At 53.5% G+C, this 20,882-nt stretch carries 22 protein-coding genes and 1 pseudogene; 21 read left to right on the forward strand and 2 right to left on the reverse strand.

Annotated features, from left to right (window positions below):
- The first annotated feature begins 104 nt into the window (after positions 1–104).
- The 18 genes from RHN82_RS20705 to dbpA all read left to right on the forward strand — a co-directional run bounded on the left by RHN82_RS20705 (position 105) and on the right by dbpA (position 18,679).
- The gene (locus RHN82_RS20705) at positions 105–815 is read left to right on the forward strand and encodes a hypothetical protein (RefSeq protein ID WP_154815874.1); all 711 of its coding nucleotides are present in this window, start codon (positions 105–107) and stop codon (positions 813–815) included.
- A complete protein-coding gene (locus RHN82_RS20710) occupies positions 812–1,480 on the forward strand; it encodes a hypothetical protein (protein WP_047051030.1) in 669 nt (222 codons plus the stop codon). Before RHN82_RS20705 ends, RHN82_RS20710 begins: the two co-directional genes overlap by 4 nt.
- A 49-nt stretch (positions 1,481–1,529) precedes the next feature.
- Positions 1,530–1,982 (forward strand): hypothetical protein, encoded by a 453-nt coding sequence (locus RHN82_RS20715; protein ID WP_224213907.1) that lies wholly within the window; start codon positions 1,530–1,532, stop codon positions 1,980–1,982.
- Between the two features lie 4 nt (positions 1,983–1,986).
- Positions 1,987–2,211: a hypothetical protein gene (locus tag RHN82_RS20720; RefSeq protein WP_146751299.1), complete on the forward strand. Its 225-nt coding sequence runs from the start codon at positions 1,987–1,989 to the stop codon at positions 2,209–2,211.
- Positions 2,212–2,240: 29 nt separating this feature from the next.
- The gene (locus tag RHN82_RS20725) at positions 2,241–2,507 is read left to right on the forward strand and encodes a PAAR domain-containing protein (protein WP_071886797.1); all 267 of its coding nucleotides are present in this window, start codon (positions 2,241–2,243) and stop codon (positions 2,505–2,507) included.
- Positions 2,508–2,510: 3 nt separating this feature from the next.
- Positions 2,511–3,671: a hypothetical protein gene (locus RHN82_RS20730; RefSeq protein WP_047051031.1), complete on the forward strand. Its 1,161-nt coding sequence runs from the start codon at positions 2,511–2,513 to the stop codon at positions 3,669–3,671.
- Positions 3,658–7,074: an ImcF-related family protein gene (locus RHN82_RS20735; RefSeq protein ID WP_047051032.1), complete on the forward strand. Its 3,417-nt coding sequence runs from the start codon at positions 3,658–3,660 to the stop codon at positions 7,072–7,074. Before RHN82_RS20730 ends, RHN82_RS20735 begins: the two co-directional genes overlap by 14 nt.
- Positions 7,074–8,651, forward strand: coding sequence for a type VI secretion system protein TssA (tssA, locus tag RHN82_RS20740; protein ID WP_047051033.1), 1,578 nt, complete (start codon positions 7,074–7,076; stop codon positions 8,649–8,651). Before RHN82_RS20735 ends, tssA begins: the two co-directional genes overlap by 1 nt.
- A gap of 32 nt (positions 8,652–8,683) precedes the next feature.
- The gene (gene tssF / locus RHN82_RS20745) at positions 8,684–10,447 is read left to right on the forward strand and encodes a type VI secretion system baseplate subunit TssF (RefSeq protein ID WP_047051034.1); all 1,764 of its coding nucleotides are present in this window, start codon (positions 8,684–8,686) and stop codon (positions 10,445–10,447) included.
- Positions 10,402–11,496 (forward strand): type VI secretion system baseplate subunit TssG, encoded by a 1,095-nt coding sequence (tssG, locus tag RHN82_RS20750; RefSeq protein ID WP_072203498.1) that lies wholly within the window; start codon positions 10,402–10,404, stop codon positions 11,494–11,496. Before tssF ends, tssG begins: the two co-directional genes overlap by 46 nt.
- Complete coding sequence (gene tssJ, locus RHN82_RS20755) at positions 11,477–12,001, forward strand: type VI secretion system lipoprotein TssJ (RefSeq protein WP_173647326.1); 525 nt, start codon at positions 11,477–11,479, stop codon at positions 11,999–12,001. The genes tssG and tssJ overlap by 20 nt, the downstream gene beginning before the upstream one ends.
- Positions 12,001–12,444, forward strand: coding sequence for a type VI secretion system baseplate subunit TssE (gene tssE / locus RHN82_RS20760; protein ID WP_032103561.1), 444 nt, complete (start codon positions 12,001–12,003; stop codon positions 12,442–12,444). The genes tssJ and tssE overlap by 1 nt, the downstream gene beginning before the upstream one ends.
- Before the next feature lie 23 nt (positions 12,445–12,467).
- The gene (locus RHN82_RS20765; RefSeq protein WP_047051037.1) at positions 12,468–13,784 is read left to right on the forward strand and encodes a VasL domain-containing protein; all 1,317 of its coding nucleotides are present in this window, start codon (positions 12,468–12,470) and stop codon (positions 13,782–13,784) included.
- A 28-nt stretch (positions 13,785–13,812) separates the two neighbouring features.
- The gene (locus tag RHN82_RS20770) at positions 13,813–14,301 is read left to right on the forward strand and encodes a hypothetical protein (protein ID WP_032648431.1); all 489 of its coding nucleotides are present in this window, start codon (positions 13,813–13,815) and stop codon (positions 14,299–14,301) included.
- A gap of 316 nt (positions 14,302–14,617) precedes the next feature.
- The gene (locus RHN82_RS20775) at positions 14,618–15,748 is read left to right on the forward strand and encodes a methyl-accepting chemotaxis protein (RefSeq protein ID WP_080344064.1); all 1,131 of its coding nucleotides are present in this window, start codon (positions 14,618–14,620) and stop codon (positions 15,746–15,748) included.
- A gap of 90 nt (positions 15,749–15,838) precedes the next feature.
- Positions 15,839–16,822, forward strand: coding sequence for a zinc transporter ZntB (gene zntB / locus RHN82_RS20780; protein WP_006810774.1), 984 nt, complete (start codon positions 15,839–15,841; stop codon positions 16,820–16,822).
- Positions 16,823–17,095: 273 nt separating this feature from the next.
- The gene (locus RHN82_RS20785; protein ID WP_163270243.1) at positions 17,096–17,248 is read left to right on the forward strand and encodes a hypothetical protein; all 153 of its coding nucleotides are present in this window, start codon (positions 17,096–17,098) and stop codon (positions 17,246–17,248) included.
- 57 nt (positions 17,249–17,305) lie between these two features.
- Entirely contained in the window at positions 17,306–18,679 is a 1,374-nt protein-coding gene (gene dbpA, locus RHN82_RS20790; protein WP_047051039.1) for an ATP-dependent RNA helicase DbpA, read from the forward strand.
- A gap of 43 nt (positions 18,680–18,722) precedes the next feature.
- Here dbpA and ttcA read toward each other — a convergent pair whose 3' ends face one another.
- Complete coding sequence (gene ttcA / locus RHN82_RS20795; RefSeq protein ID WP_047051040.1) at positions 18,723–19,658, reverse strand: tRNA 2-thiocytidine(32) synthetase TtcA; 936 nt, start codon at positions 19,656–19,658, stop codon at positions 18,723–18,725.
- 49 nt (positions 19,659–19,707) lie between these two features.
- Positions 19,708–19,905 (reverse strand): annotated as a pseudogene (locus RHN82_RS20800) (tyrosine-type recombinase/integrase); the annotation flags it as partial.
- 10 nt (positions 19,906–19,915) lie between these two features.
- Between RHN82_RS20800 and RHN82_RS20805 the strand changes: the two are divergent.
- The 3 genes from RHN82_RS20805 to RHN82_RS20815 all read left to right on the forward strand — a co-directional run bounded on the left by RHN82_RS20805 (position 19,916) and on the right by RHN82_RS20815 (position 20,882).
- On the forward strand, positions 19,916–20,107 hold the full coding sequence (locus tag RHN82_RS20805; protein WP_127353342.1) for a hypothetical protein: 192 nt from the start codon (positions 19,916–19,918) through the stop codon (positions 20,105–20,107).
- A gap of 220 nt (positions 20,108–20,327) precedes the next feature.
- Positions 20,328–20,525 carry a hypothetical protein gene (locus RHN82_RS20810; RefSeq protein WP_003856931.1) on the forward strand — a complete coding sequence of 66 codons (198 nt, stop codon included), beginning with the start codon at positions 20,328–20,330 and terminating at the stop codon, positions 20,523–20,525.
- Between the two features lie 3 nt (positions 20,526–20,528).
- The gene (locus RHN82_RS20815; protein WP_310398466.1) at positions 20,529–20,882 is read left to right on the forward strand and encodes a GFA family protein; all 354 of its coding nucleotides are present in this window, start codon (positions 20,529–20,531) and stop codon (positions 20,880–20,882) included.

The following is a 20,882-nucleotide window of genomic DNA, read 5'->3' on the forward strand; positions in this document are numbered from 1 at the left end:
TCAGCCGCTATGTTTCAGAGCAGACCAAGAAAGAGATTCTCAAAAGCGTTGGGGTTGAAAATGCTAATACTAAAGCAGCCATAGAGTATTCAAGAGGTCATATTGTGTTGCCTAAAGGAAGTAAATCTGCGGACTCAGAAAAGAAAAACAATGTAATACATATTAAAACTACGACGACGGATAATTCTGTTGCTAGTAGAAGCAAAAATGAACCAGAGAAGCATCAAACTACTTCCGAGGGGAAAACTAAAAATGTTTCTGTTGACAAAAATTTTGAGCCGGTGGTGGATTTTTCTAAAGATATCCCTCTCAGCCTGAGGAATCTGGTAACCAATTATTCTCTTGAGATTATAAAAGGAATAATGAAATCGTCAGGGGTGCATAAAATTACGATAACTAGTACGTTACGTTCTGTTGAAAAACAAGTGAATGCTATGTACGTTAATATGCAAAGCAAGGGGATAGATTCACAGTTAGCATATTATGCAAAAGCTGGCAGAGAAGTCATTAAAGCGGCCATAGATGCCGGTGGGAATGATCGTAGCAAAACAGCTGCAGTTAAAGCAGCCATGACAGAAAAAGTAATTCAACTTCAAAGTGAGGGGCGATTAGTATCACGTCACTGTGTTTCAGAGCTAATGTATGCAGAGAGAAATGTGTTTGATATTAGTAAAAACCTATCAAGTAAACGAAGTGTGTTATTAGCCTTTGATAAAGCTCTTACGGAATATGCTGCTAATAATGATGGCTTTAAATACATTAGCCCTTTTTTGCATAGCGGTGAGCCAGCATTCCATGTGGAGATTGTACAATGAAAATATTTTTAGTAACTTTTCTGTTTCTTTTTCCTTTTTTTTCAAATGCAAGTGTTTTTTCTTTAGAACCTGGATTATACCATCTCGAATGGGCATATGGACCTAATGACAATTATAAAATTATTGCTGGCGTTGTTGGAGGGGTTGATGAGGTTAACGGGGTTTATTATTTAAAAAATAAAAATGATGACCAGTCTAACGATGAGGTATATATTGTAATCAATAAGGGTTCTGGTGCTTTTTTCTTCAAACATGAGGAAATTGAAGGTGGGCCAACTATTGGGTGGGCAAACTTCCAATTGAATGATAAAGCAATATTAATTGATACTCCAACAACAAAGAATTTTTATGATAATACAGATGGTGATAGTGACCGTTACATAAAATATAGGGTAGGTGTTAAATTCCCTGGAAATAAGAAGGCTAAAAATACATCTGAAATTGCTCCTATAGAAATTTTAAAAAATGATGTTTTCAAGATCGACTGTTCTGAATATTTTAAATTAAACGAAAAATACGTAAGTAAAGCGAAAAGAAATAATCCAATGGAAGACTATAGTAGTCGTGTTTTATTGAGTAATGATGGCTTGTGTAACTCCATTTTAAATAAGAATAATAAAGTTGAGGTGTTAAAAGGTTGGATGCTTTTCAAGAGAATTAGCTAAGTTATCTATCTGGAAGTATGCACGGCTCATGCTATATTTAGATAGGGTTATGTTTAAGTTAATGCCCTTCATTGCTTTGTTATTACCTACCATTGCATTCGGCAATGGCATCAAAACAAAAGATGATTTGTTTTATGGCTATTGGGTTTATAAAGATAAGGGAGTGTTAAAAGAATATGGGGTATTGGCTAACAATCCAAGAAAAGATGCTGGTGAATACATTTTAAGCCCCGCCTCTGAACTTGCCGCCACTGATGAGATTTACATTCAAATAAAAGATAATGTACCTACTATATTCTTTTATCATGAAAGTAGTGATGCCGATTTAAATGTTGTTGGTTGGGCGGGTGCTAAGTTTTCAGGGGGCGAAATGATTGTTTCAGCAAACACTATTCGTTTTTTAAAAGAAGATTCGAAAGAACGAATTTCTGTTGGTGATAAATTTAATGGTAAAGTTGTTCGCCTTGATATTGGAGAAGGCACCGATAGAAGAAGTCAATGATAAAGTGTTTAGTATTTATTGTAATCAATATTTAAAAGCTAATAATTACGCAGAAACGGGGCTTCCAGATGTTGAGGAGCCAGACCCATCAGGCAGGAAAGGTATATTGGTTGCATATCCTGCTACAGTTTTCGCTGTCGGTGAGCTCGGTATTTGTTCTGCATTCCTCAATGATGATGTTGTTCCACAAATCAAAAAAGGATGGATTCAGTTCCGTCGGCTCAATTAAAACATACAAACTAATTTGTTAGGTGTGATATGTCCAAAGGATTTGTATTGCTCGGAGATAAAACTACTCACGGCGGTGAGGTTATATCTGCATCTTCGACCTTGATTGTGAACGGAAATAAAGTGGCTCTTGTTGGCGATGAAATTACTTGCCCTATCGTGGGGCATGGTGTCAATGCCATTATCGAAGGATCACCGGAATGGATCTCTGATGGGAAGCCTGTTGTTGTGGATGGCTGCAAATGTGAATGTGGCTGCCATGTTATCTCCAGTGCGCCGGATTGTTCAGTAGGATAAGTTATGAGCTGGGAGCGTCAGAAAGCGACAATTGCTGCAGAACCTGATGAGCCTTCACTGGTCATCTGGCTGATTGCAGGCCTTGTTGCTGTTATTGCTGGAGTGTTGCTCTTTGTACTCCACGCCAATCAGTTTCTTGGTGGATTGCAAAAATTTAACCTCTGGATTGTTGCCGGAAGTCCTCTTTTCATCTGGTTCGTGACGATTTGTATTCGCGGCTGGATGTATAACCACGCAATGGAGCGTCACCAGTTTGAATCTGCTGAAGCAGATTATGCACAGCAGCAATGGGTTTCCTGGGCCGGGCGTTATCTGGCGGTTCTGTATAGCCGGGTTATTCTGCCTGATAAATTGACACCATCAACATTTCTGCAGGCCCCCAGAGATCTCGAGCAGAGTAGCTCTCTTTCTCGGAGAATAACGTTACCCGCTGGCGAAGATACTTTTTCAGTATTGATTGGGGGACTGGACATAACAGAATTACAGCGCTTATCAGACCTCCCTTTTCACGCAACCTTACTGACTGATTCACACGATCCTGATGAGACATTGCAGAGAGAATTTACAGCATACTGGCTCCAGTTAGTTGGAATGGCCTATCCCGTACCGTTACTGACGATTCTTAAAGGCCGGGCCTTCGATTGGGTGGGCGAACGCCTTAAAGCACCGATTGTGGATGTAGAGCTTTTGTTGGTTCACCAGACTCAGGGAGGAAATGAGTACAGTGATTCGCTCTCGGCTTTAATGTTGACCTCTGATGATGTAGCAACGAAGTACCAGCTAAAGCATCACGCTCGCCTGCTTCGGCCTATGTCGATTGAATCAACCCAAATGCTGAGTAAAGAGCTCGATATCTTTTTCTCGACCCAGTCACAGGCTATTGCTGCGCGTGCAATTGTGGGTGACAGCATTGAGTGGGGCGATGATTTTTCCGCTCTTCTGACCAGTGCAAAACAATATGAAGGCAGCTGGAAACCTCAGCAGTGCCACTGGCTGGAAAAATATGCCGGACTCAGGGGGCCCTTCTCACCATGGATTATGGCCGCCGTCGTCAGTGATATAGCTCTGCTCACAAAAGAAGATTGCCTGATGCTTTCGGGTGACAAAGAGCAGCGATTTGTAAATACCGTAACTACAGGGAATCTGATGAATGGCGAAGGATAGTTCAGTGTGGCGTGGTAACTGGGGACGCCTCAGCATTACCACACTAATTGCTGTTGCGATAGGATTGGTCATCTGGAAAAAGGGTGATGCGTTCGGACTGACAAGCAATGGACTAAAGCTGCTGGGATCTGTGGCAGCTTTAATCCTTCTTTTGCTTGTCCGCCATGGCAAAATCATTAGTCTCGCGCTTAAACAACAGTGGTCGCGTTTGCAGGGGAAGCGTAAAAATGTCCTGCCTGCCGATGAAGGCCGGGTCAAGCAGACCGCACCTCGCAATGTCACCGTCGACACCATCCGTGACGCCATGCGTAACCTCTACGGTCGTCGCTGGGGCCGTAAAACACGCATCCTGCTGGTCACTGGCACCGTCTCTGAGGTAGAACTTCTGACCCCTGGTCTTACAGCCCAGCTCTGGCAGGAAGACCGCGGTACATTGTTACTGTGGGGCGGTGATCTCAATACGCCAGCGGACAGTGCCTGGCTCACCGCGCTGCGCAAACTGCGCCGTCGCCCGGTAGATGGACTGGTGTGGGTCACTTCAGCGTTTGACCAGCTCTCAGCACCAGGGCTGGAACAACCGTTGCCGGTACCGTCTGAAAGCACCATGGATTCCCTGTCTCACGCCATCAGCGCCCGTATGGAAACGCTTGGCTGGAAGCTCCCGCTCTATGTCTGGTCCCTGCATCCGCGCGCCGGTAAGCCGGAAGGGCGTATTTCGCAGGCGACCGGCTGTCTGCTGCCTGCCGGTTGCCGTACCGAAGGGCTGGCAGAGCAACTCTCCGCCCTGACGCCGGATTTAACTTCACAGGGTCTGCAGCAGATCTGCGGTGAGGTGAAACATAACTTCCTGCTGACGCTAGCCGACCAGCTCATTCGTGAACCTGAGAGCCTGACTGTGCCGCTGTCTGTGATACTCAATCCGTACCGGCCGTTGCTGCTGGCTGGCGTGGTGTTCAGTCAGCCTTCTGCCGGAGCTGAACGTGCCGTGCCTCACCACTGGGGCATGGATAAGCGCTGGGATGTCCTGCCTGATTCTCTCCGGACACTCCCTGCCGGGCTACGTCCGCTCAAGCCCGGTATTCCCTGGCGCAGGATCGTGGCGTTTGCCGCCGGCCTGACGATGGCAGGCTGGGCTGCGTGGATGAGCATCGCGTATGTCACCAACCGCAGCCAGATTGACGGTGCAAAGGCCCAGGCTTTGCTTGCCTCCCGACAGAATCAGCCACTGGAGCAGCGCCTGCACGCGCTGTCTGGGCTTCAGAAAACACTGGCCTGTCTGCAGTACCGTTCTGAGCATGGCGTGCCCTGGTATGAACAGGGGGGGCTGAGTCAGAATGACGCGCTGCTGGCCGCACTCTGGCCTCGATACCGGGACAGCGCACTGCCGCTGTTGCGGGATGCAGCCGCAGACCACCTGCAGAAGCAGATCAGTGCCTTCAATGCGCTGCCGCCGGAGAGCCCGCTGCGTGAGCAGAAGGCAAAAACCACCTGGGAGCAGCTCAAACTCTACCTGATGCTGGCGCGTCCGGAACATATGGATGCGACCTGGTTCAGCTCTGCATTGCTGAACGACTGGCAGACGCGTGACGGTGTAAAAGACGGCATCTGGCAGGGGATGGCTCCTTCTCTGCTGTCGTTTTATGGCGCGCAGCTGGTTGCGCACCCTGAATGGAAACTGCGTGCTGATGAAAGCATGGTCAGCCAGGCGCGTTCCCTGCTGGTTCGTCTGATGGGCGTACGCAACAGCGAATCGACCCTCTACCAGAAAATGCTCACCCAGGTGTCGCATCTCTATGTCGATATGCGACTGGAAGATATGACCGGCGATACCGATGCATCCCGTCTGTTCAGTACCTCGGAAGTCGTGCCGGGTATGTTCACCCGCCAGGCCTGGGAGCAGGCCGTGCAGCCCGCTATCGAGAAAGTGGTGAAAGCGCGCCGGGACGAACTCGACTGGGTGCTGACTGACAGCAAACGTCAGGTGAATAAGCAAGATGAGACTTCACCGGAAGCCCTGAAAACTCGCCTGACGGAACGTTACTTTGCCGACTTTGGCGGTGTCTGGCTGGAGTTTCTGAACAGCCTGCGCTGGAATCAGGCGGCCACGCTGTCGGATTCAATTGAACAGTTGACCCTAATGGCCGATGTGCGTCAGTCACCTTTGGTGGCGCTGATGAACACCCTGAATGTTCAGGGCCGCACCGGGCAGACAAGCGAAGCCATTTCGGATTCGCTGGTGAAATCTGCGAAGAATCTGCTCGGCGGTGATAACCAGGATGCCATTGATCAGAGCGCCGGTGTTCACGGCCCGCTGGATGCGACCTTTGGTCCGGTACTGGCGCTGATGGATAAAAACCGGACAGGTGCACAGGAGTTGAGCCTGCAGTCGTACCTGACCCGGGTGACGCAGGTGCGTCTGCGCCTGCAGCAGGTGATCAATGCTGCCGACCCGCAGGCGATGACCCAGACCATTGCCCAGACCGTATTCCAGGGCAAAGCCGTGGACCTGACCGAAACCCGCGACTACGGCAGCCTGATTGCCGCCGGTCTGGGCCAGGAGTGGAGTGGCTTTGGGCGGACAGTGTTTGTGAGTCCAATGGAGCAGGCCTGGCAGCAGGTACTGCAACCCGCCGCTGAAAGCCTGAATGCACAGTGGCAGACCGCCGTGGTGGATGACTGGAACAGCGCCTTTGGCGGGCGGTATCCGTTTAAAGATGTCAGCAGCGAGGTCTCCCTGCCGTTGCTGGCCAGATACCTCAACGCTGACTCCGGACGTATCACCCGTTTTCTCCAGACCCGTCTTAACGGCGTGCTGCACAGGGAGGGGAGTCACTGGGTGCCGGACAGCATCAACGCCCAGGGGTTAACCTTCAATCCGGCTTTCCTGAGGGCGGTTGATACCCTGAGCCATATTTCCGATGTGGTGTTCACCCGCGGGGAGGCGGGGTTGTCCTTTGAACTGCGCCCGGGAACGGCGGATGGCATCATGGAGACGCGGCTGGTTATCGACAGCCAGAAGCTGACTTATATGAACCAGATGCCCGCCTGGAAGCGTTTTACCTGGCCTGCGGACACCGAAGCGCCGGGTGCGGCATTAAGCTGGATAAGCACCCAGGCCGGCACCCGGCAGTATGCGGATATGTCCGGGGCGTGGGGCTGGATACGGCTGCTGGACAAGGCGTCAGTCAGCGCGTATCCCGGCACGGGCAGCAGTTACAGTCTCACGTGGCAGGCGCAGGATGGCAGACCGCTAAACTATACCCTGCGTACCGAGGCGGGAGAGGGCCCGCTGGCCCTGCTGAAGCTGCGAAACTTCAGCCTGCCGTTGCAGATATTCACCGTCAGCGAGCCTGCCGCTGACCCCCTGGCTGATGACACCGACCCCACAGAGGAAACGTACTGATGGCATCCGTTCACACACTGATTACAGCCTGCCAGGCCGCGCCGGCAGCGCTCGCGAAACAGGCGCAGCAGCGCCTTTCCCTGTGGGACAACTGGCTGCGGCCAGTACAGGCGGACAACCCCACCGGCGCTGACCCCGGCTACGATGATGATTTTCAGCAAATGCGTGAGGAGGTGAATAAGCTCTCCGGCGCGGATACCGACCTGATTTGTACCCTTGCGGAAAAACTGCTGACCACCACTTCAAAAGATATTCGTGTCGCCACGTATTACGCCTGGGCGCGACTGCACCGGGATGGTGAAGCGGGACTGGCGGACGGACTGGATCTGCTGGCGGGTTTAATGCAGCGCTTTAACACACAGTTGCACCCACAACGCGAACGCAGCCGACAGGGGGCGCTGGAGTGGCTCGCCAGCACCAGAATGCTCGACAGCCTGTCTCTGTATCCGGAGGCCAATAATACTGACACCCTGCGCATTGCCGGTGCCCTGTGGCTTACGGAGCAGGTGGCGGAAGGCACCATCCCCGGCGCGCTGTATCAGGCGCTGGAAACCCGGTTACAGAAATCCGGTGGCCCGGATGCGGTGGTGCCGCAGAATGTCAGCGACACGGGCCACGAAGCCACATCACACGTCAGCGTACCGTCGTTAACAGGCATCGCCTCAGGCCAGGAGTTACTCTCACAGGCGCGGATCCTGGCGGACTACCTGAGAAATCAGCCGGACGGCTGGTTATCCGCCCACCGGCTGATAAAGAACCTGCGTCACGACACCCTGCGCCAGCTACCGCCGCTTCTGGCCGACGGCAAAACCCGCATCGAGCCGCCAAAACCGGACCAGCGCGCACTGCTGAAACGGCTCTACCTGCAACAGAGCTGGCGTGAGCTGATGGAAGAGGCGGACAGCCTGCTGTCGCGCGGCGCAAACCACCTGTGGCTGGATGTGCAGTGGTATCTGCATCAGGCGCTGCTGAAATCCGGGCGGGAGCACGAAGCGGCGATTATCCAGGCCGACCTGAAAGGCCTGCTCTCGCGCCTGACGGGGCTGGAGACGCTGGCCTTTAACGACGGTACGCCGTTCGCCGATGAAGTGACCCTGAACTGGATTCAGCAGCAGGTGATGGACAGCGGCGGGGGCTGGCAGGAGGACTCAGCCGTGACAGCGGCGACCGTTTCCGGCGATAACGATATCCTGCAACTGGAGAGCGAAGCGCTCACACTTGCCGACAGCAACGGCCCCGATGTGGCGCTGTCCTGGCTGCAAAATCGTCCGGGTATCACCACGGCACGCAGCCGCTGGCTGCTGCGTCTGTTAATGGCGAGAGTGGCCGAACAGACCGGTAAAAACGAGCTGGCGCTGCACCTGCTGGGCGAGCTGGATGGCTGTGCTGCTGCCATCACGCTCACGCAGTGGGAGCCGGACCTGCTGTTCGAGGTAAAAGCCCGGCGCCTGAAGCTGCTGCGGATGAAGGCCGGACGTAATGATACGGATAAAACACGCCTGAATCCGGAGATGGAACATCTGCTGGCGGGGCTGATTGCCATCGACCCGGCAAGAGCCGCCGTACTGTGCGCCTGACCCTTTTTGCTCCCTGAACGCTGAGAAATTAAATGGAAGATTTAACCCTGCGTTATTTTGACGCTGAAATGCGCTACCTGCGCGAGGCGGCGAAAGAGTTCGCGCAGACCCACCCCGACCGGGCGGCAATGCTCGATCTCGACAAAGCCGGCACACCTGACCCGTATGTTGAACGGCTGTTTGAGGGCTTCGCCTTCTCCATGGGACGTCTGCGCGAAAAGATAGATGATGATCTGCCAGAGTTGACGGAAAGTCTGGTGAGCATGCTGTGGCCGCACTACCTGCGTACCATCCCGTCCCTGTCGGTGGTGGTGCTGTCGCCGGATGTGCCGGCGATGAAAATGGCGGAAACGTTGTCCGCCGGGCTGGAAATCAGCTCCCGCCCGGTCGGTCCTAAAAACACTGTCTGCCGCTACCGCACCACCCGGGATCTGACGCTGAATCCGCTCGCGGTGGAAAAGGTCATTATGACCACGGAGCCTGACGGGCGTTCGCTCCTGCGGGTGCGTTTTGCCTGTAGTACGCAGGCGGACTGGCCGCAGACTGACCTCCGGCATCTGCCGCTGTACCTGGGTGAAGATAGGGTGACGGGCAGCAGCCTGCACCTCTGGCTGACAAAACGCCAGGCGGCGCTGTACATTCGCCTGCCCGGGCAGACGGAGCGGATCGTACTGGACGGTTATTTCTCCCCGGGCGGTTTTGCTGAAGAAGATCGGCTGTGGCCAAAGGGCGACAGCGCCTTCAGCGGTTATCAGTTGTTGCTGGAGTATTTCACCTTCCGCGAAAAGTTTATGTTCGTCCATCTTAACGGGCTGGAAAATATCACGCTCCCGGCGGGTACGGCGTACTTCGATATCGAGGTGGTGTTCAGCCAGGTATGGCAGAGCGATTTACCGGTAACAGACAGCAGCCTGCGCCTGCACTGCTTGCCGGTGATAAACCTGTTCACCCTTGAAGCTGACCCGCTGACCATCAGCGGGCTGGAGAGTGAATACCTGCTGCGCCCGAAACGTCTTCAGGACGGGCATACCGAGATTTACTCGGTGGACAGCGTCAACGGCTCCGGGCGTACCGGCGAAGCGCACTATGTGCCGTTCACAAGTTTTCGCCATCAGGGCGGCATGATGCGTCGTCACGCGCCGGAACGGTATTACCACACCCGCGTGAAGCGGGGCGTCACCGGGATGCACGATACCTGGCTGATACTGGGCGGCCAGCAGTGGGAAGCTGACCGGATGCTGGAGCGGGAGACAGTCTCGCTGCGCATCACTGGCACCAACGGCCAGTTACCGCGCCGGGCGTTGCAGAGCACGCTGCTGGACCGCTGTGAACAGGTCTATGACACGCCCCTCACCGTGCGTAATCTCTGCAAGCCGACGTTGCCCGCATACCCGCCTGCGGAGGATCGTTTCCACTGGCGGGTGATGAGCCATCTGGGCTCCCGGTTTCTCAATATGATGAGCAGCGCTGAGGTGCTGCGCGGCACGCTCTCGCTCTATAACTGGCGGGACGACGAGCTGAACAACCGTCGCCTCGATGCCATTCTGGATGTCAGGCACCACCGCATTCAGCGCTTTGAGGACGGTTTTTTGCTGCGCGGGCTGGACGTGGAGGTGACGCTCGACAGCAATGGATTTACCGGAGAAGGCGATATCCACCTGTTTGGCGAACTGCTTAACCGTTTTTTCGCCCTGTATGCCGACATGAATCAGTTTAACCAGCTCACGCTGATTGTTCAGCCAGAAGGGAAATGTATCCGGTGGAAAGAGAATCACAGTCCGCGCCTGCCCGGCTGATGGCGCAGGTACGGCACCAGCTGCCGTATATGAATTTTTACCGCTTCTGCCAGCTGCTGGAACAGAGCCTGCCGGAGATGCCGGTGCCCGGCAGCGACTGGCGGGTGCGGCAGGAGCCGGTGCGTTTTCGCCCGCATCCGGGGATGGGGTTTCCGGCCGGTGAAATCCGCAGTACAGAAGACCCGGAACATCCGCACCTGCCGCCGTCGGTGCGCGTCACCTTTATGGGGCTGTACGGCGTGGAGTCGCCGCTGCCGACCCACTACACCGACGATATCGCTCAGCGACGGGAAGGGCACGACGCGACGCAGGATTTTCTGGATATTTTCAGTCACCGGCTGATTACCCAGTATTACCGCATCTGGCGTAAGTATTCCTACCCGGCCACCTTTCAGGCCGGCGGCGCTGACAACACGTCACAATACCTGCTGGGGCTGGCGGGGCTGGGGATACCCGGCTGCGCGAAGACCGCTGGTACGCCGCTGTCGCGATTTCTGGCGCTGCTGCCGGTGATGATGCTGCCGGGACGGACGGCGGAGGGAATGGGGGCGCTGGTGCGGCTGCTGGCACCGGATACCCGCGCAACGGTGTATCACCATGACCGTTGCCGTATCCCGCTGAAGCAGCCGGTTGCGATGAGTACATGCCAGCCGGTCAGCCTGAAGCACCGTCCGGTGATGGGCACGCATGCCACGGATGTGAACGGCCAGGTGCTGTTGCGCCTGAGCACGGACAACCCGGAAGAGGTCCGGGGCTGGCTGCCGGGCGGTGACCTGCACGCTGACCTGATGGCGCTGCTGCACGTGTGGCTGGGCGCGCACCTGGATGTACGGATGCAGTTATGCGTTGCCCGGCATTTACTGCCGGATGCGCGGCTGTCCTGTAATGCGGAACAGACCGCGCAGGTCGGGCGTACGGCGGTGCTGCGTCCCCTTAATGCGCAACAGAACAGAAACGACATTATCACCATTCACCTTGGACGCTTTCAGCGCGTCCGGGAAAACATTCAGCGAAGGAAGAACGATGAAGATGGCGATTACCGCTGGTAAAGCACTGGCACTCACTCTGGCGACCCTGTTAACCGGCTGCGGTCTGACGCAGAAAGTGACGGATGGCACCGTCGCCGTCACGAAGTCCATTTTTTACAAAGAGGTGAAAACCCTTCACCTGGATATTCAGGCGCGCGAAGGAGTGAACAACAACGCGAAGGGGGCATCGCTGGCAACGGTGGTGCGAATTTACCAGCTTAAAGAGCGTAAGGCGTTTGACAGTACTGACTATCCGTCGCTGTTCGCCAGTGACAGTCAGGCCATTAAAGCCGATCTTGTGGCGGAAAAGGATATCCGCCTGCGCCCTGGTGAATCGGTGACGCTGGATATGCCGATGGAAGAGAGCGCGCAGGTTGTGGCGGTGGCGGGGATGTTTATGGCACCGGACCAGGTAAACGATACCTGGCGTATTACCCTGACCCGTGACGACCTTGACCCGGATAAGGCGCGGGTAATCGAAGTCAGTAATAATCGTCTGACGCTGAAACCGCTGGAGGGGGAATGATGCCGCGTCCGTCTCTGTATGACATGCTGTATGGTAACTTCGCCGGCGGGCTTGACCTGCACAGCGTCAGTGAGGAGAACCAGCTGATTTTATCAGTACTCGATAACATGCAGCGCATCCTCAACTGCCGCGCCGGTACGCTGGCTCACTTGCCGGACTACGGCCTGCCGGATATGACAAAAATCCTCCAGGGAATGCCCGGGACCGCCCACCAGCTGATCACCACACTGTCGGCCGTGTTGCTGAAATATGAGCCGCGCCTGAGCCGGATTAACGTGGTGATGCAGGAACAGATTCAGCCCGGTGAACTCCGCTACGCCATTGATGCGGAGCTGAAGGGGGTGGGGCTGGTGCGCTACGGCACGGAATTTATGCCCGAGGGCAGGGTATTAATCCGTCATCTGAAACAACAGCAATACCTCGATGCACGAGCCGCCATCTAGTTATTACTCAGGTTAAAACAGTTATGACAATAAATTCTGAACGCCAACTTAAAACCGGCGGGGATCCGCGCACGCTTGCGGATTACGCTGCCTTGCGCGAAGAAATGAACAAGCTCACCCATCCGGCACGCCCGGATGTTAACTGGCAACACGCGGAAACGCTCTGTCTGTCACTGTTCGAGCATAACGGTGTGGAGCTACAAACGGCTGCCTGGTATACGCTCGCCCGCACGCATCTCGCCGGACTCTACGGCATGAATGAAGGGCTGGCGCTACTGGCTGCACTGGTCGTCCGCCAGTGGGGTAGCCTCTGGCCACAGCCTGTCCATGCGCGAGTTGAAATCCTCAGCGCACTGAGCAAACGCCTGCAACAGGTGGTGAGAACGCTGACGTTGACGTATGCCGATTTAGGACAACTTTATCAGGCTGAGGAGAATCTGAACGCTCTGAGTGACATGTTGCAGCGCCTCGAACTTAAGCATGCTGCTCAGCTTGATGCCCTGCGCACGATGATGCAGAACGCAGCATTGCGTCTGGAAAACAGCGAAAATACGGGCGTAAGTCTGCCGGGTAACACGGTGGGGGCCGCGGAACTTCATCCCACAGAACCGACAGAGCGTAGTAAATGGGTTTATGTGGTTCAGCCCGAGCCGTTGCCGAATAAAGAGCCTCCTGTACCCGCGAAGCAGTGGAAGCCATTTTCTGCGGGTATGTTGTTCATGCTGGTGGCAGCCAGCATTGTCGTAGTTGGATGGAAGACGATACATGCGCCAGATTCAGTACAAACTCAGCTGGCCGCGTCCCTGACTCCTTTACCTGATGGACTCTCTACAGCACAGTTGCAGGCGCTGCAACAAACGTCACCGCCACCTGAACCGGGGATCAGCAAGACACAGCAGCTGTTAGCGCAGCTTTTACACCTGAAACCAGACTGGGCAGTAAGCTACGGCGACCGTCTGGTGCAGCAGGCGCTGACGCTGTGGCCTGAAGAGGCCAAACCCCTGGCGCAGCGGTGGCACAAGCAGATTAGCGTTGCCGGACTTGCAGAGTCAGAGCTGAATGGCTGGCATCAGGGCATGACGCAGTTACAGCAGTTGACGAACAGGCTAAACGCGCTGGATGAACAGAAGGGGAAGTACATGACGGTCAGCGAACTGAAATCAGCCGTGTTTGCCATGTCGCAGTCCTTCAGCCATACCGTTCCGCTTGAGGAGCAGCTTCGTCTGCTTTCCATTTTACCTGCCGGGCAACCCCTGTCAGCAGCGCAGCTAAACCAGACCGAACAGCATCTTCAGCAGTTGATTGCCAGCTATGCCCTGCTGAAGCACCAAAAAGAATAATGAGACTGACGAAAAACACGGAGTTGTCATGTCAGCAAGAGAGCGTTTTTTTAAGAAAGTGCAGCAGAGCATCGGGGACAAACCGATCTATGTTAATACGGCTGAGGCCGAAGTCAGGGCGTTTTGTGAGCGGATGGAGGATCTTGCGCAGCAAATCATTACATGGTTTGAAGGTTCTGGTATTGAAATATTTTTATCTAAAAAACATATCACCGATTTAAGTACGGTTGGCTACAGCCTCAGTAGCGGTATATGTCGTTATGCCATTACGACGATCATTTTGCAAAATGGGGATCGCAGCGTCACCATTATGCCAGAACAGGTGATCAGGGGGCCGGAGAAGGGGTGTGTGACGATGAGTATTAATGTCCCCGATAGTCTGTCGGGGGCGAGGATATTCCATTTAAGCATGGCGCCTGAAACAGGCTGGTATATTCGTCGCGGGCATCAAAGTGCAAAAGAGAATATTCTCATGACTGAGGACTGTTTTTTCCAGGCTATCGACTGTCTGGCCTGAACGTAAGTCACCCTAACGGAAGGAGCGCGCATTAACGTAGTTAATATATATTAACTACGTTAACTTATTAAGCACCACTACACACCGGAGGCCTACAGTACCCCTCCTTAAATATATAATTACCATTTTTGAAGGGGTATCAGTAACCCAACGACAAGCCAGATATTTAGCGTAAAACATGCTTTTTATCCGCCTTAAGTAAAACTGCGCAAATCAAACTGCAAAACAACAAACCAGCGACGATCGTGAGGACAAATTCGTATGGCAATGCTATAACCCTTAATGCCAACCAAAATATAATGTCCCAGGAAAACGTATGCTAAGAAATATTAGTGTCAGAACGTTCATTGTCTATTTCCTTTTATGTGTATTTTTGGTAAGTGATGGAGTTATAGCGGTATTTTCACGAAATTCTTCGCTTTTTATTGCAGTCATAATTGTACAATTCATCGCCTTATTTTTGCTTTGGGCGTACATGACAAAATATCTTGTGACGCCGATCAATACGGTGAAAAAAAGTATTGAAGAAGTGACGTCAGGCAAACTTGGCGTGTCGATACCTGAATTTGGCAACAATTGTGCGGGACGCCTGATCCCGGGGATTAATAGTCTCTCCAGCAACATTGCAACGCTGGTCCGTGAGATCCGCGCCTCCTCGCAAACCGCGATGACCCTGTCAGATCAACTCTCTTCACGCAGCGCGCAGCTTTCCGTCAAAACAGAACAGCAGTCAGCTTCGCTGGTGCAAACGGCAGCCAGCATGGAAGAAATGGCTGCAAGTACAAAAAATAATGCCGACAATACCCGTTTAGCCAGCGAACAGGCGAATCTCGCGACGTTGCAGGCGCGTAAAGGCGGAGAGTTAATGGGGCAGGTCGCGAACAATATGCAGTCGATTACCGACTGCGCCCAGCAAATGACAGAGATTATCTCGCTGATTGACGGTATCGCTTTTCAGACCAATATTCTGGCGCTTAACGCCGCCGTTGAAGCGGCAAGAGCGGGAGACCATGGTAAAGGGTTTTCTGTGGTCGCGGGTGAAGTGAGAAGCCTGGCGCATCGTAGCGCCGAAGCGGCAAAAAATATTAAGTCATTGATTGAAGTCACCAGCCATAACGTGACGCAGGGCGTTAACGTGGTCTCTGAAGCCGAAAAAAACATGCATGACATTGTTACCGGTTCGGGCAATGTGAGCAGACTGATGGATGAAATCTCCGCCTCAACATCAGAACAGGAAAAAGGTATTTCACAAATTACACAGGCATTGTCAGAGCTTGAACGCGTAACGCAGAGCAACGTGTCAATGGTTGAAGAACTCAATGGATCGTCAGATGTGCTGCGCAATCAGGTGATTGAGCTCCAGACACGAACACGTAATTTCCGTCTGGAAAATGAGTTCCAGACTGACAATGCGTTAAGAAGCCGCGAATGGGCGGTGAATTCCTGAGCGTATTCAGGACGATGCCTCACATAATTATTGCTTAACCCTCGGCGAAAGCTAGACTGACACCGAAAGAGATAAAACGGTGGAGGCGCTGTGGAGAGCATTAAAGGGTCTGAGGTTAACGTACCCGACGCAGTTTTTGCATGGGTGTTTGATGGACGTGGCGGCGCAAGGCCGCTTGAAGATCAGGATCACATCGACAGCGAACATCCATGCTGGCTGCACCTCAACTACACGCACCCGGACAGCGCCGAGTGGCTCGCGTCCACGCCGCTATTGCCCAACAACGTTCGGGATGCGCTGGCGGGAGAAAGTCTCAGACCCCGCGTCAGCCGGATGGGTGAGGGGACGTTAATTACGCTGCGTTGTATAAACGGCAGTACGGATGAGCGTCCGGATCAGCTGGTGGCCATGCGTGTTTATATGGATGAACGGCTGATTGTTTCCACCCGCCAGCGAAAAGTGCTGGCGCTGGATGACGTCATTAACGATCTGAAAGAGGGCACGGGGCCTACGGATTGCGGCAGCTGGCTGGTGGATGTGTGTGATGCGCTGACCGATCATGCCAGCGAGTTTATAGAAGAACTTCACGATAAAATCATCGATCTGGAAGATAACCTGCTCGATCAGCAAATCCCCCCACGTGGTTTTCTGGCGTTGCTGCGTAAGCAGCTCATCGTGATGCGCCGCTATATGACCCCGCAGCGCGACGTTTATGCGCGACTGGCCAGCGAACGCATGAGCTGGATGAACGACGATCAGCGCCGCAGAATGCAGGATATCGCTGACCGGCTCGGACGTGGTCTGGATGAGATTGACTCATGTATTGCCAGAACGGCAGTCATGGCGGATGAGATAGCCCAGGTGATGCAGGAGTCGTTAGCCAGAAGAACATACACCATGTCGCTGATGGCGATGGTCTTTTTACCGAGTACCTTCCTGACGGGGTTGTTTGGCGTAAACCTCGGAGGGATCCCCGGCGGTGAATATCACTATGGCTTCACCACGTTTTGCGTCATGTTAGTGGTTTTGATTGGGGGTGTTGCATGGTGGTTGCATCGTAGTAAATGGCTGTAAATTTACGCTTTTCTGAGGCAGAGTCGGCTTCAAAACGACATTTTAATTGAGCGAAGTCAATAAACTCCGACCATGTTAGGTGCAATATTACTCCCGCAGGTGAATGCAACGTCAAGCGATGGGCGTTGCGCTCCATATTGTCTTACTTCCTTTTTTTGAATTACTGCATAGCACAATTGATTCGTACGACGCCGACTTCATAGTCGGCTTTTTTTGCCTCCTGATTATCTGCGTCTACCCTTTAGGGGTCAGCACCCTAATCTGGAGGAAAAGATGAGTATTCTACTTGCCCTGCAACGCCTGAACACCTGGCAGTCCGATCCGGTGCCCACCGATCCGACGCCGATACCCGATCCTGTCCCACGTCCGCAGCCGATGCCGGATCCGCCGCCCGATGAAGAACCGATTAAATTGTCGCATCGTTAGCGCAGATCTGCGAGGATACGCGCCATCTGACTGCAATCATTACCACGAGAGTATATTGTGACCGCTTTTTCCACGCTGAACGTTCTGCCTGAAGCCCAACTGACTAACCTGAATGAGTTGGGCTACCTCACTATGACCCCTGTCCAGGCCGCCGCGCTGCCGGCTATCCTTGAAGGCCGTGACGTGCGCGTGCAGGCAAAAACCGGCAGTGGTAAAACGGCTGCATTTGGGCTAGGCCTGTTACAACACATTGATGCAACCTTGTTTCAGACCCAGTCCCTGATACTCTGCCCGACGCGCGAGCTGGCCGATCAGGTCGCGGGTGAGCTGCGTCGTCTGGCGCGTTTTTTGCCTAACACTAAAATTTTAACGCTCTGCGGCGGGCAACCGTTCGGTGCGCAGCGCGATTCCCTTCAGCACGCGCCGCATATCATTGTGGCAACGCCGGGCCGTCTGCTCGATCACCTGCAAAAAGGCACCGTTTCACTCGATGCACTGCAAACGCTGGTGATGGATGAAGCTGACCGCATGCTGGATATGGGCTTCAGCGATGCGATTGACGAAGTGATCCGCTTTGCGCCAGCCACACGCCAGACGCTGCTCTTTTCTGCCACCTGGCCTGAGGCGATTGCGGCGATCAGCGGACGCGTGCAGAAGAACCCGCTGACCATTGAAATCGATGCTGTCGATGCGTTACCGGCGATTGAGCAGCAGTTCTTCGAGTCATCGCAGCAGGGCAAAATTCCACTGCTACAAAAATTGCTGAGCCAACACCAGCCAGCGTCCTGCGTGGTGTTCTGTAATACCAAAAAAGACTGTCAGGCGGTGTGCGATGCCCTGAATGATGCCGGACAGAGCGCATTATCGCTGCATGGCGATCTGGAACAGCGCGATCGCGATCAGACGCTGGTGCGTTTCGCTAACGGCAGCGCTCGCGTGCTGGTTGCAACGGATGTGGCGGCCCGTGGCCTGGATATTAAATCGCTTGAGCTGGTGGTAAATTTCGAACTGGCCTGGGATCCGGAAGTGCATGTCCACCGCATCGGGCGCACCGCGCGTGCGGGTAACAGTGGTCTCGCCATCAGCTTCTGCGCACCTGAAGAGGCGCAGCGCGCCAATATTCTTGCGGAAATGCTGCAACTGAAACTCAACTGGGTGAATGCCCCAGGTAATATGAGCATCGCTCCGCTGGCGGCGGAAATGGCCACCCTGTGCATCGACGGCGGTAAAAAGGCCAAAATGCGTCCCGGTGACGTTCTGGGGGCGTTAACAGGGGATATCGGTCTTGACGGGGCAGATATTGGCAAGATCACAGTCCATCCTGCGCATGTCTACGTAGCGGTTCGCCAGTCGGTTGCGCATAAGGCCTGGAAACAGTTGCAGGGCGGGAAGATTAAAGGGAAGACCTGCCGCGTTCGACTGCTGAAATAAGCTTAAAACGCGTCTCAGAAACGATATCTGAGACGCTGCCAGGTTACTTGACTTCTACCACGTTCAGGCGCAGTTCATCGAACTGCACATCCTCTTCCTCTGGCTGCCAGCCAGCAGGCTGCATCGGGATCTCTTCGCGGTCAAACGCCAGATCCCCGCCATTCACCACCTCTGAACCGTGGTTAATCCCTTTGAAATCGAACAGTTCAACGTCGGCGAGGTGCGAAGGCACCACGTTCTGCATGGCGCTGAACATGGTTTCGATGCGGCCCGGATAGCGTTTATCCCAGTCACGCAGCATGTCGCCAATGACCTGACGTTGCAGGTTCGGCTGTGAGCCGCACAGATTGCACGGAATGATAGGGAAGGCTTTAGCCTGAGAGAAACGCTCAATGTCTTTCTCGCGGCAGTAGGCGAGTGGGCGGATCACGATGTGTTTGCCGTCGTCGCTCATCAGCTTCGGTGGCATTCCCTTCATTTTGCCGCCGTAGAACATATTCAGAAACAGCGTTTGCAGAATGTCGTCCCGGTGATGACCAAGCGCAATCTTGGTGGCCCCCAGTTCGGTTGCGGTGCGGTACAGAATGCCGCGACGCAAACGTGAGCAGAGCGAACAGGTCGTTTTGCCCTCAGGGATCTTCTCTTTAACAATGCCGTAGGTATTCTCTTCTACGATTTTGTACTCAACGCCCAGGTTCTCAAGGTACTCCGGCAGGATATGCTCCGGGAAGCCCGGCTGTTTCTGATCGAGGTTAACAGCGACCAGGGAAAAGTTCACCGGTGCGCTTTGCTGTAGATTGCGCAGGATCTCCAGCATGGTGTAGCTGTCTTTACCGCCCGACAGGCAGACCATGATGCGATCGCCTTCTTCAATCATGTTGAAGTCTGCAATGGCTTCGCCCACGTTACGGCGCAGTCGCTTTTGCAGTTTATTCAGGTTGTACTGTTCTTTCTTGTTAATCTCTTGATTTTGTTGCATCTATTCGTTACTCAGATCTCAAATGGGGCACAGGGTGAGGAAAACGATTTCAAAGCGTCAGCTTCGTGTTCATCTCTTCTATCCATGTAGCATAGATTTCATACACCATCTGCGCATTTACGTGCCCCATCTGGTTAGCGATAAAAGACGGGTTTGCGGCTACCGGTAAAAACCAGCATGCGAAAGTGTGTCGTGTATGGTACGGATTGCAGCGCCGAATGCCAGCACGATTTACAAATGAGCCCCACAGGAGAAGTTTGGTTAAGACTGAAGGGTTGTCTACACTTACAGCTTACGCAGTAAAAACGGAGGTGAAAATGACTGACCGTCCCGTTCATGGTGACCATCCTGATTATAATCCCAGCCCGGATAACCCGGAAAAGGATGGAAGAAAAGCGAAAGATGATCCTGGCTCAGCGCCTGAATCAGGCGATAAAGATCCAGAGTGATGACCAGCCGCCTTTACGAAGGCGGTTTTAACATCCATTACGGCCTCTCTACGCGCACCGCTGTCCACGTTATCCTCATCAACGTTGTCTGATAACCGCTCAGAATCCCTCCTGTTTTGCCGGACGAACAGCTGAGATAAAGCACGGATCTCATTCCCGCGTACCAGCGCGTTTTACAGTTCTCCTGCTACGCTTTTGAGGGGGACAAGGGAGCGCTTCTATGAAAAATAAAGACGAACAGACAGGATTAGTTGGGCTGGCGATTGGTGCCGCCGTTATTGGGCTGGTTTCATCCCAGAAGATCATCAACCGTGAAAGTATTGTCGATGAGCTGGTAAGGCTCGGCAGGCAGAAGGGGGATGGTGTTGAAGATGAGGTCTTTTTAAAAGCGGCTGAGTTAGTGAGAAAAGGGGTATAAGCGATGGCTGACATTCGTCATGCACAGTGTCATTGTGGGGCGGTGAAATTTACGGTTGAGCTGACGGACGGCCTGAATACCGCGCGTCGATGTAGCTGCTCGTTTTGCAGGATGCGTGGGGCGGTCGTGGTTTCCGCACCTTTGACGGGCATTAAGGTGACGCAGGGCGCGGACACGCTCACAGAGTACCGTTTCAACACCGGCACGGCGCGCCATTTCTTCTGTTCTATTTGCGGTATTTACACGTTCCACCAACGACGTTCCAATCCCAATGAATATGGTGTGAATGTCGCTTGTCTGGAAAATGTCACGCCATTCGACTTCCCGGAAGTGGTGGTAATGGATGGGCTTTGTTGA

The sequence above is a fragment of the Enterobacter cloacae complex sp. EB5 genome (assembly GCF_031432835.1).
Classification (GTDB): Bacteria; Pseudomonadota; Gammaproteobacteria; order Enterobacterales; family Enterobacteriaceae; genus Enterobacter; species Enterobacter hormaechei_C.

Bases quoted from the DNA above. Each gene is read 5' to 3' on its own strand.
- RHN82_RS20815 (WP_310398466.1), top strand. From the start codon at position 20,529: ATGGCTGACATTCGTCATGCACAGTGTCATTGTGGGGCGGTGAAATTT.
- RHN82_RS20725 (WP_071886797.1), top strand. From the start codon at position 2,241: ATGTCCAAAGGATTTGTATTGCTCGGAGATAAAACTACTCACGGCGGT.
- RHN82_RS20730 (WP_047051031.1), top strand. From the start codon at position 2,511: ATGAGCTGGGAGCGTCAGAAAGCGACAATTGCTGCAGAACCTGATGAG.
- RHN82_RS20715 (WP_224213907.1), top strand. From the start codon at position 1,530: ATGTTTAAGTTAATGCCCTTCATTGCTTTGTTATTACCTACCATTGCA.
- tssA (WP_047051033.1), top strand. From the start codon at position 7,074: ATGGCATCCGTTCACACACTGATTACAGCCTGCCAGGCCGCGCCGGCA.
- RHN82_RS20775 (WP_080344064.1), top strand. From the start codon at position 14,618: ATGCTAAGAAATATTAGTGTCAGAACGTTCATTGTCTATTTCCTTTTA.
- RHN82_RS20785 (WP_163270243.1), top strand. From the start codon at position 17,096: ATGAGTATTCTACTTGCCCTGCAACGCCTGAACACCTGGCAGTCCGAT.
- RHN82_RS20810 (WP_003856931.1), top strand. From the start codon at position 20,328: ATGAAAAATAAAGACGAACAGACAGGATTAGTTGGGCTGGCGATTGGT.
- RHN82_RS20770 (WP_032648431.1), top strand. From the start codon at position 13,813: ATGTCAGCAAGAGAGCGTTTTTTTAAGAAAGTGCAGCAGAGCATCGGG.
- RHN82_RS20710 (WP_047051030.1), top strand. From the start codon at position 812: ATGAAAATATTTTTAGTAACTTTTCTGTTTCTTTTTCCTTTTTTTTCA.
- tssF (WP_047051034.1), top strand. From the start codon at position 8,684: ATGGAAGATTTAACCCTGCGTTATTTTGACGCTGAAATGCGCTACCTG.
- tssJ (WP_173647326.1), top strand. From the start codon at position 11,477: ATGGCGATTACCGCTGGTAAAGCACTGGCACTCACTCTGGCGACCCTG.
- tssG (WP_072203498.1), top strand. From the start codon at position 10,402: ATGTATCCGGTGGAAAGAGAATCACAGTCCGCGCCTGCCCGGCTGATG.
- ttcA (WP_047051040.1), bottom strand. From the start codon at position 19,658: ATGCAACAAAATCAAGAGATTAACAAGAAAGAACAGTACAACCTGAAT.
- RHN82_RS20735 (WP_047051032.1), top strand. From the start codon at position 3,658: ATGGCGAAGGATAGTTCAGTGTGGCGTGGTAACTGGGGACGCCTCAGC.
- tssE (WP_032103561.1), top strand. From the start codon at position 12,001: ATGCCGCGTCCGTCTCTGTATGACATGCTGTATGGTAACTTCGCCGGC.
- RHN82_RS20765 (WP_047051037.1), top strand. From the start codon at position 12,468: ATGACAATAAATTCTGAACGCCAACTTAAAACCGGCGGGGATCCGCGC.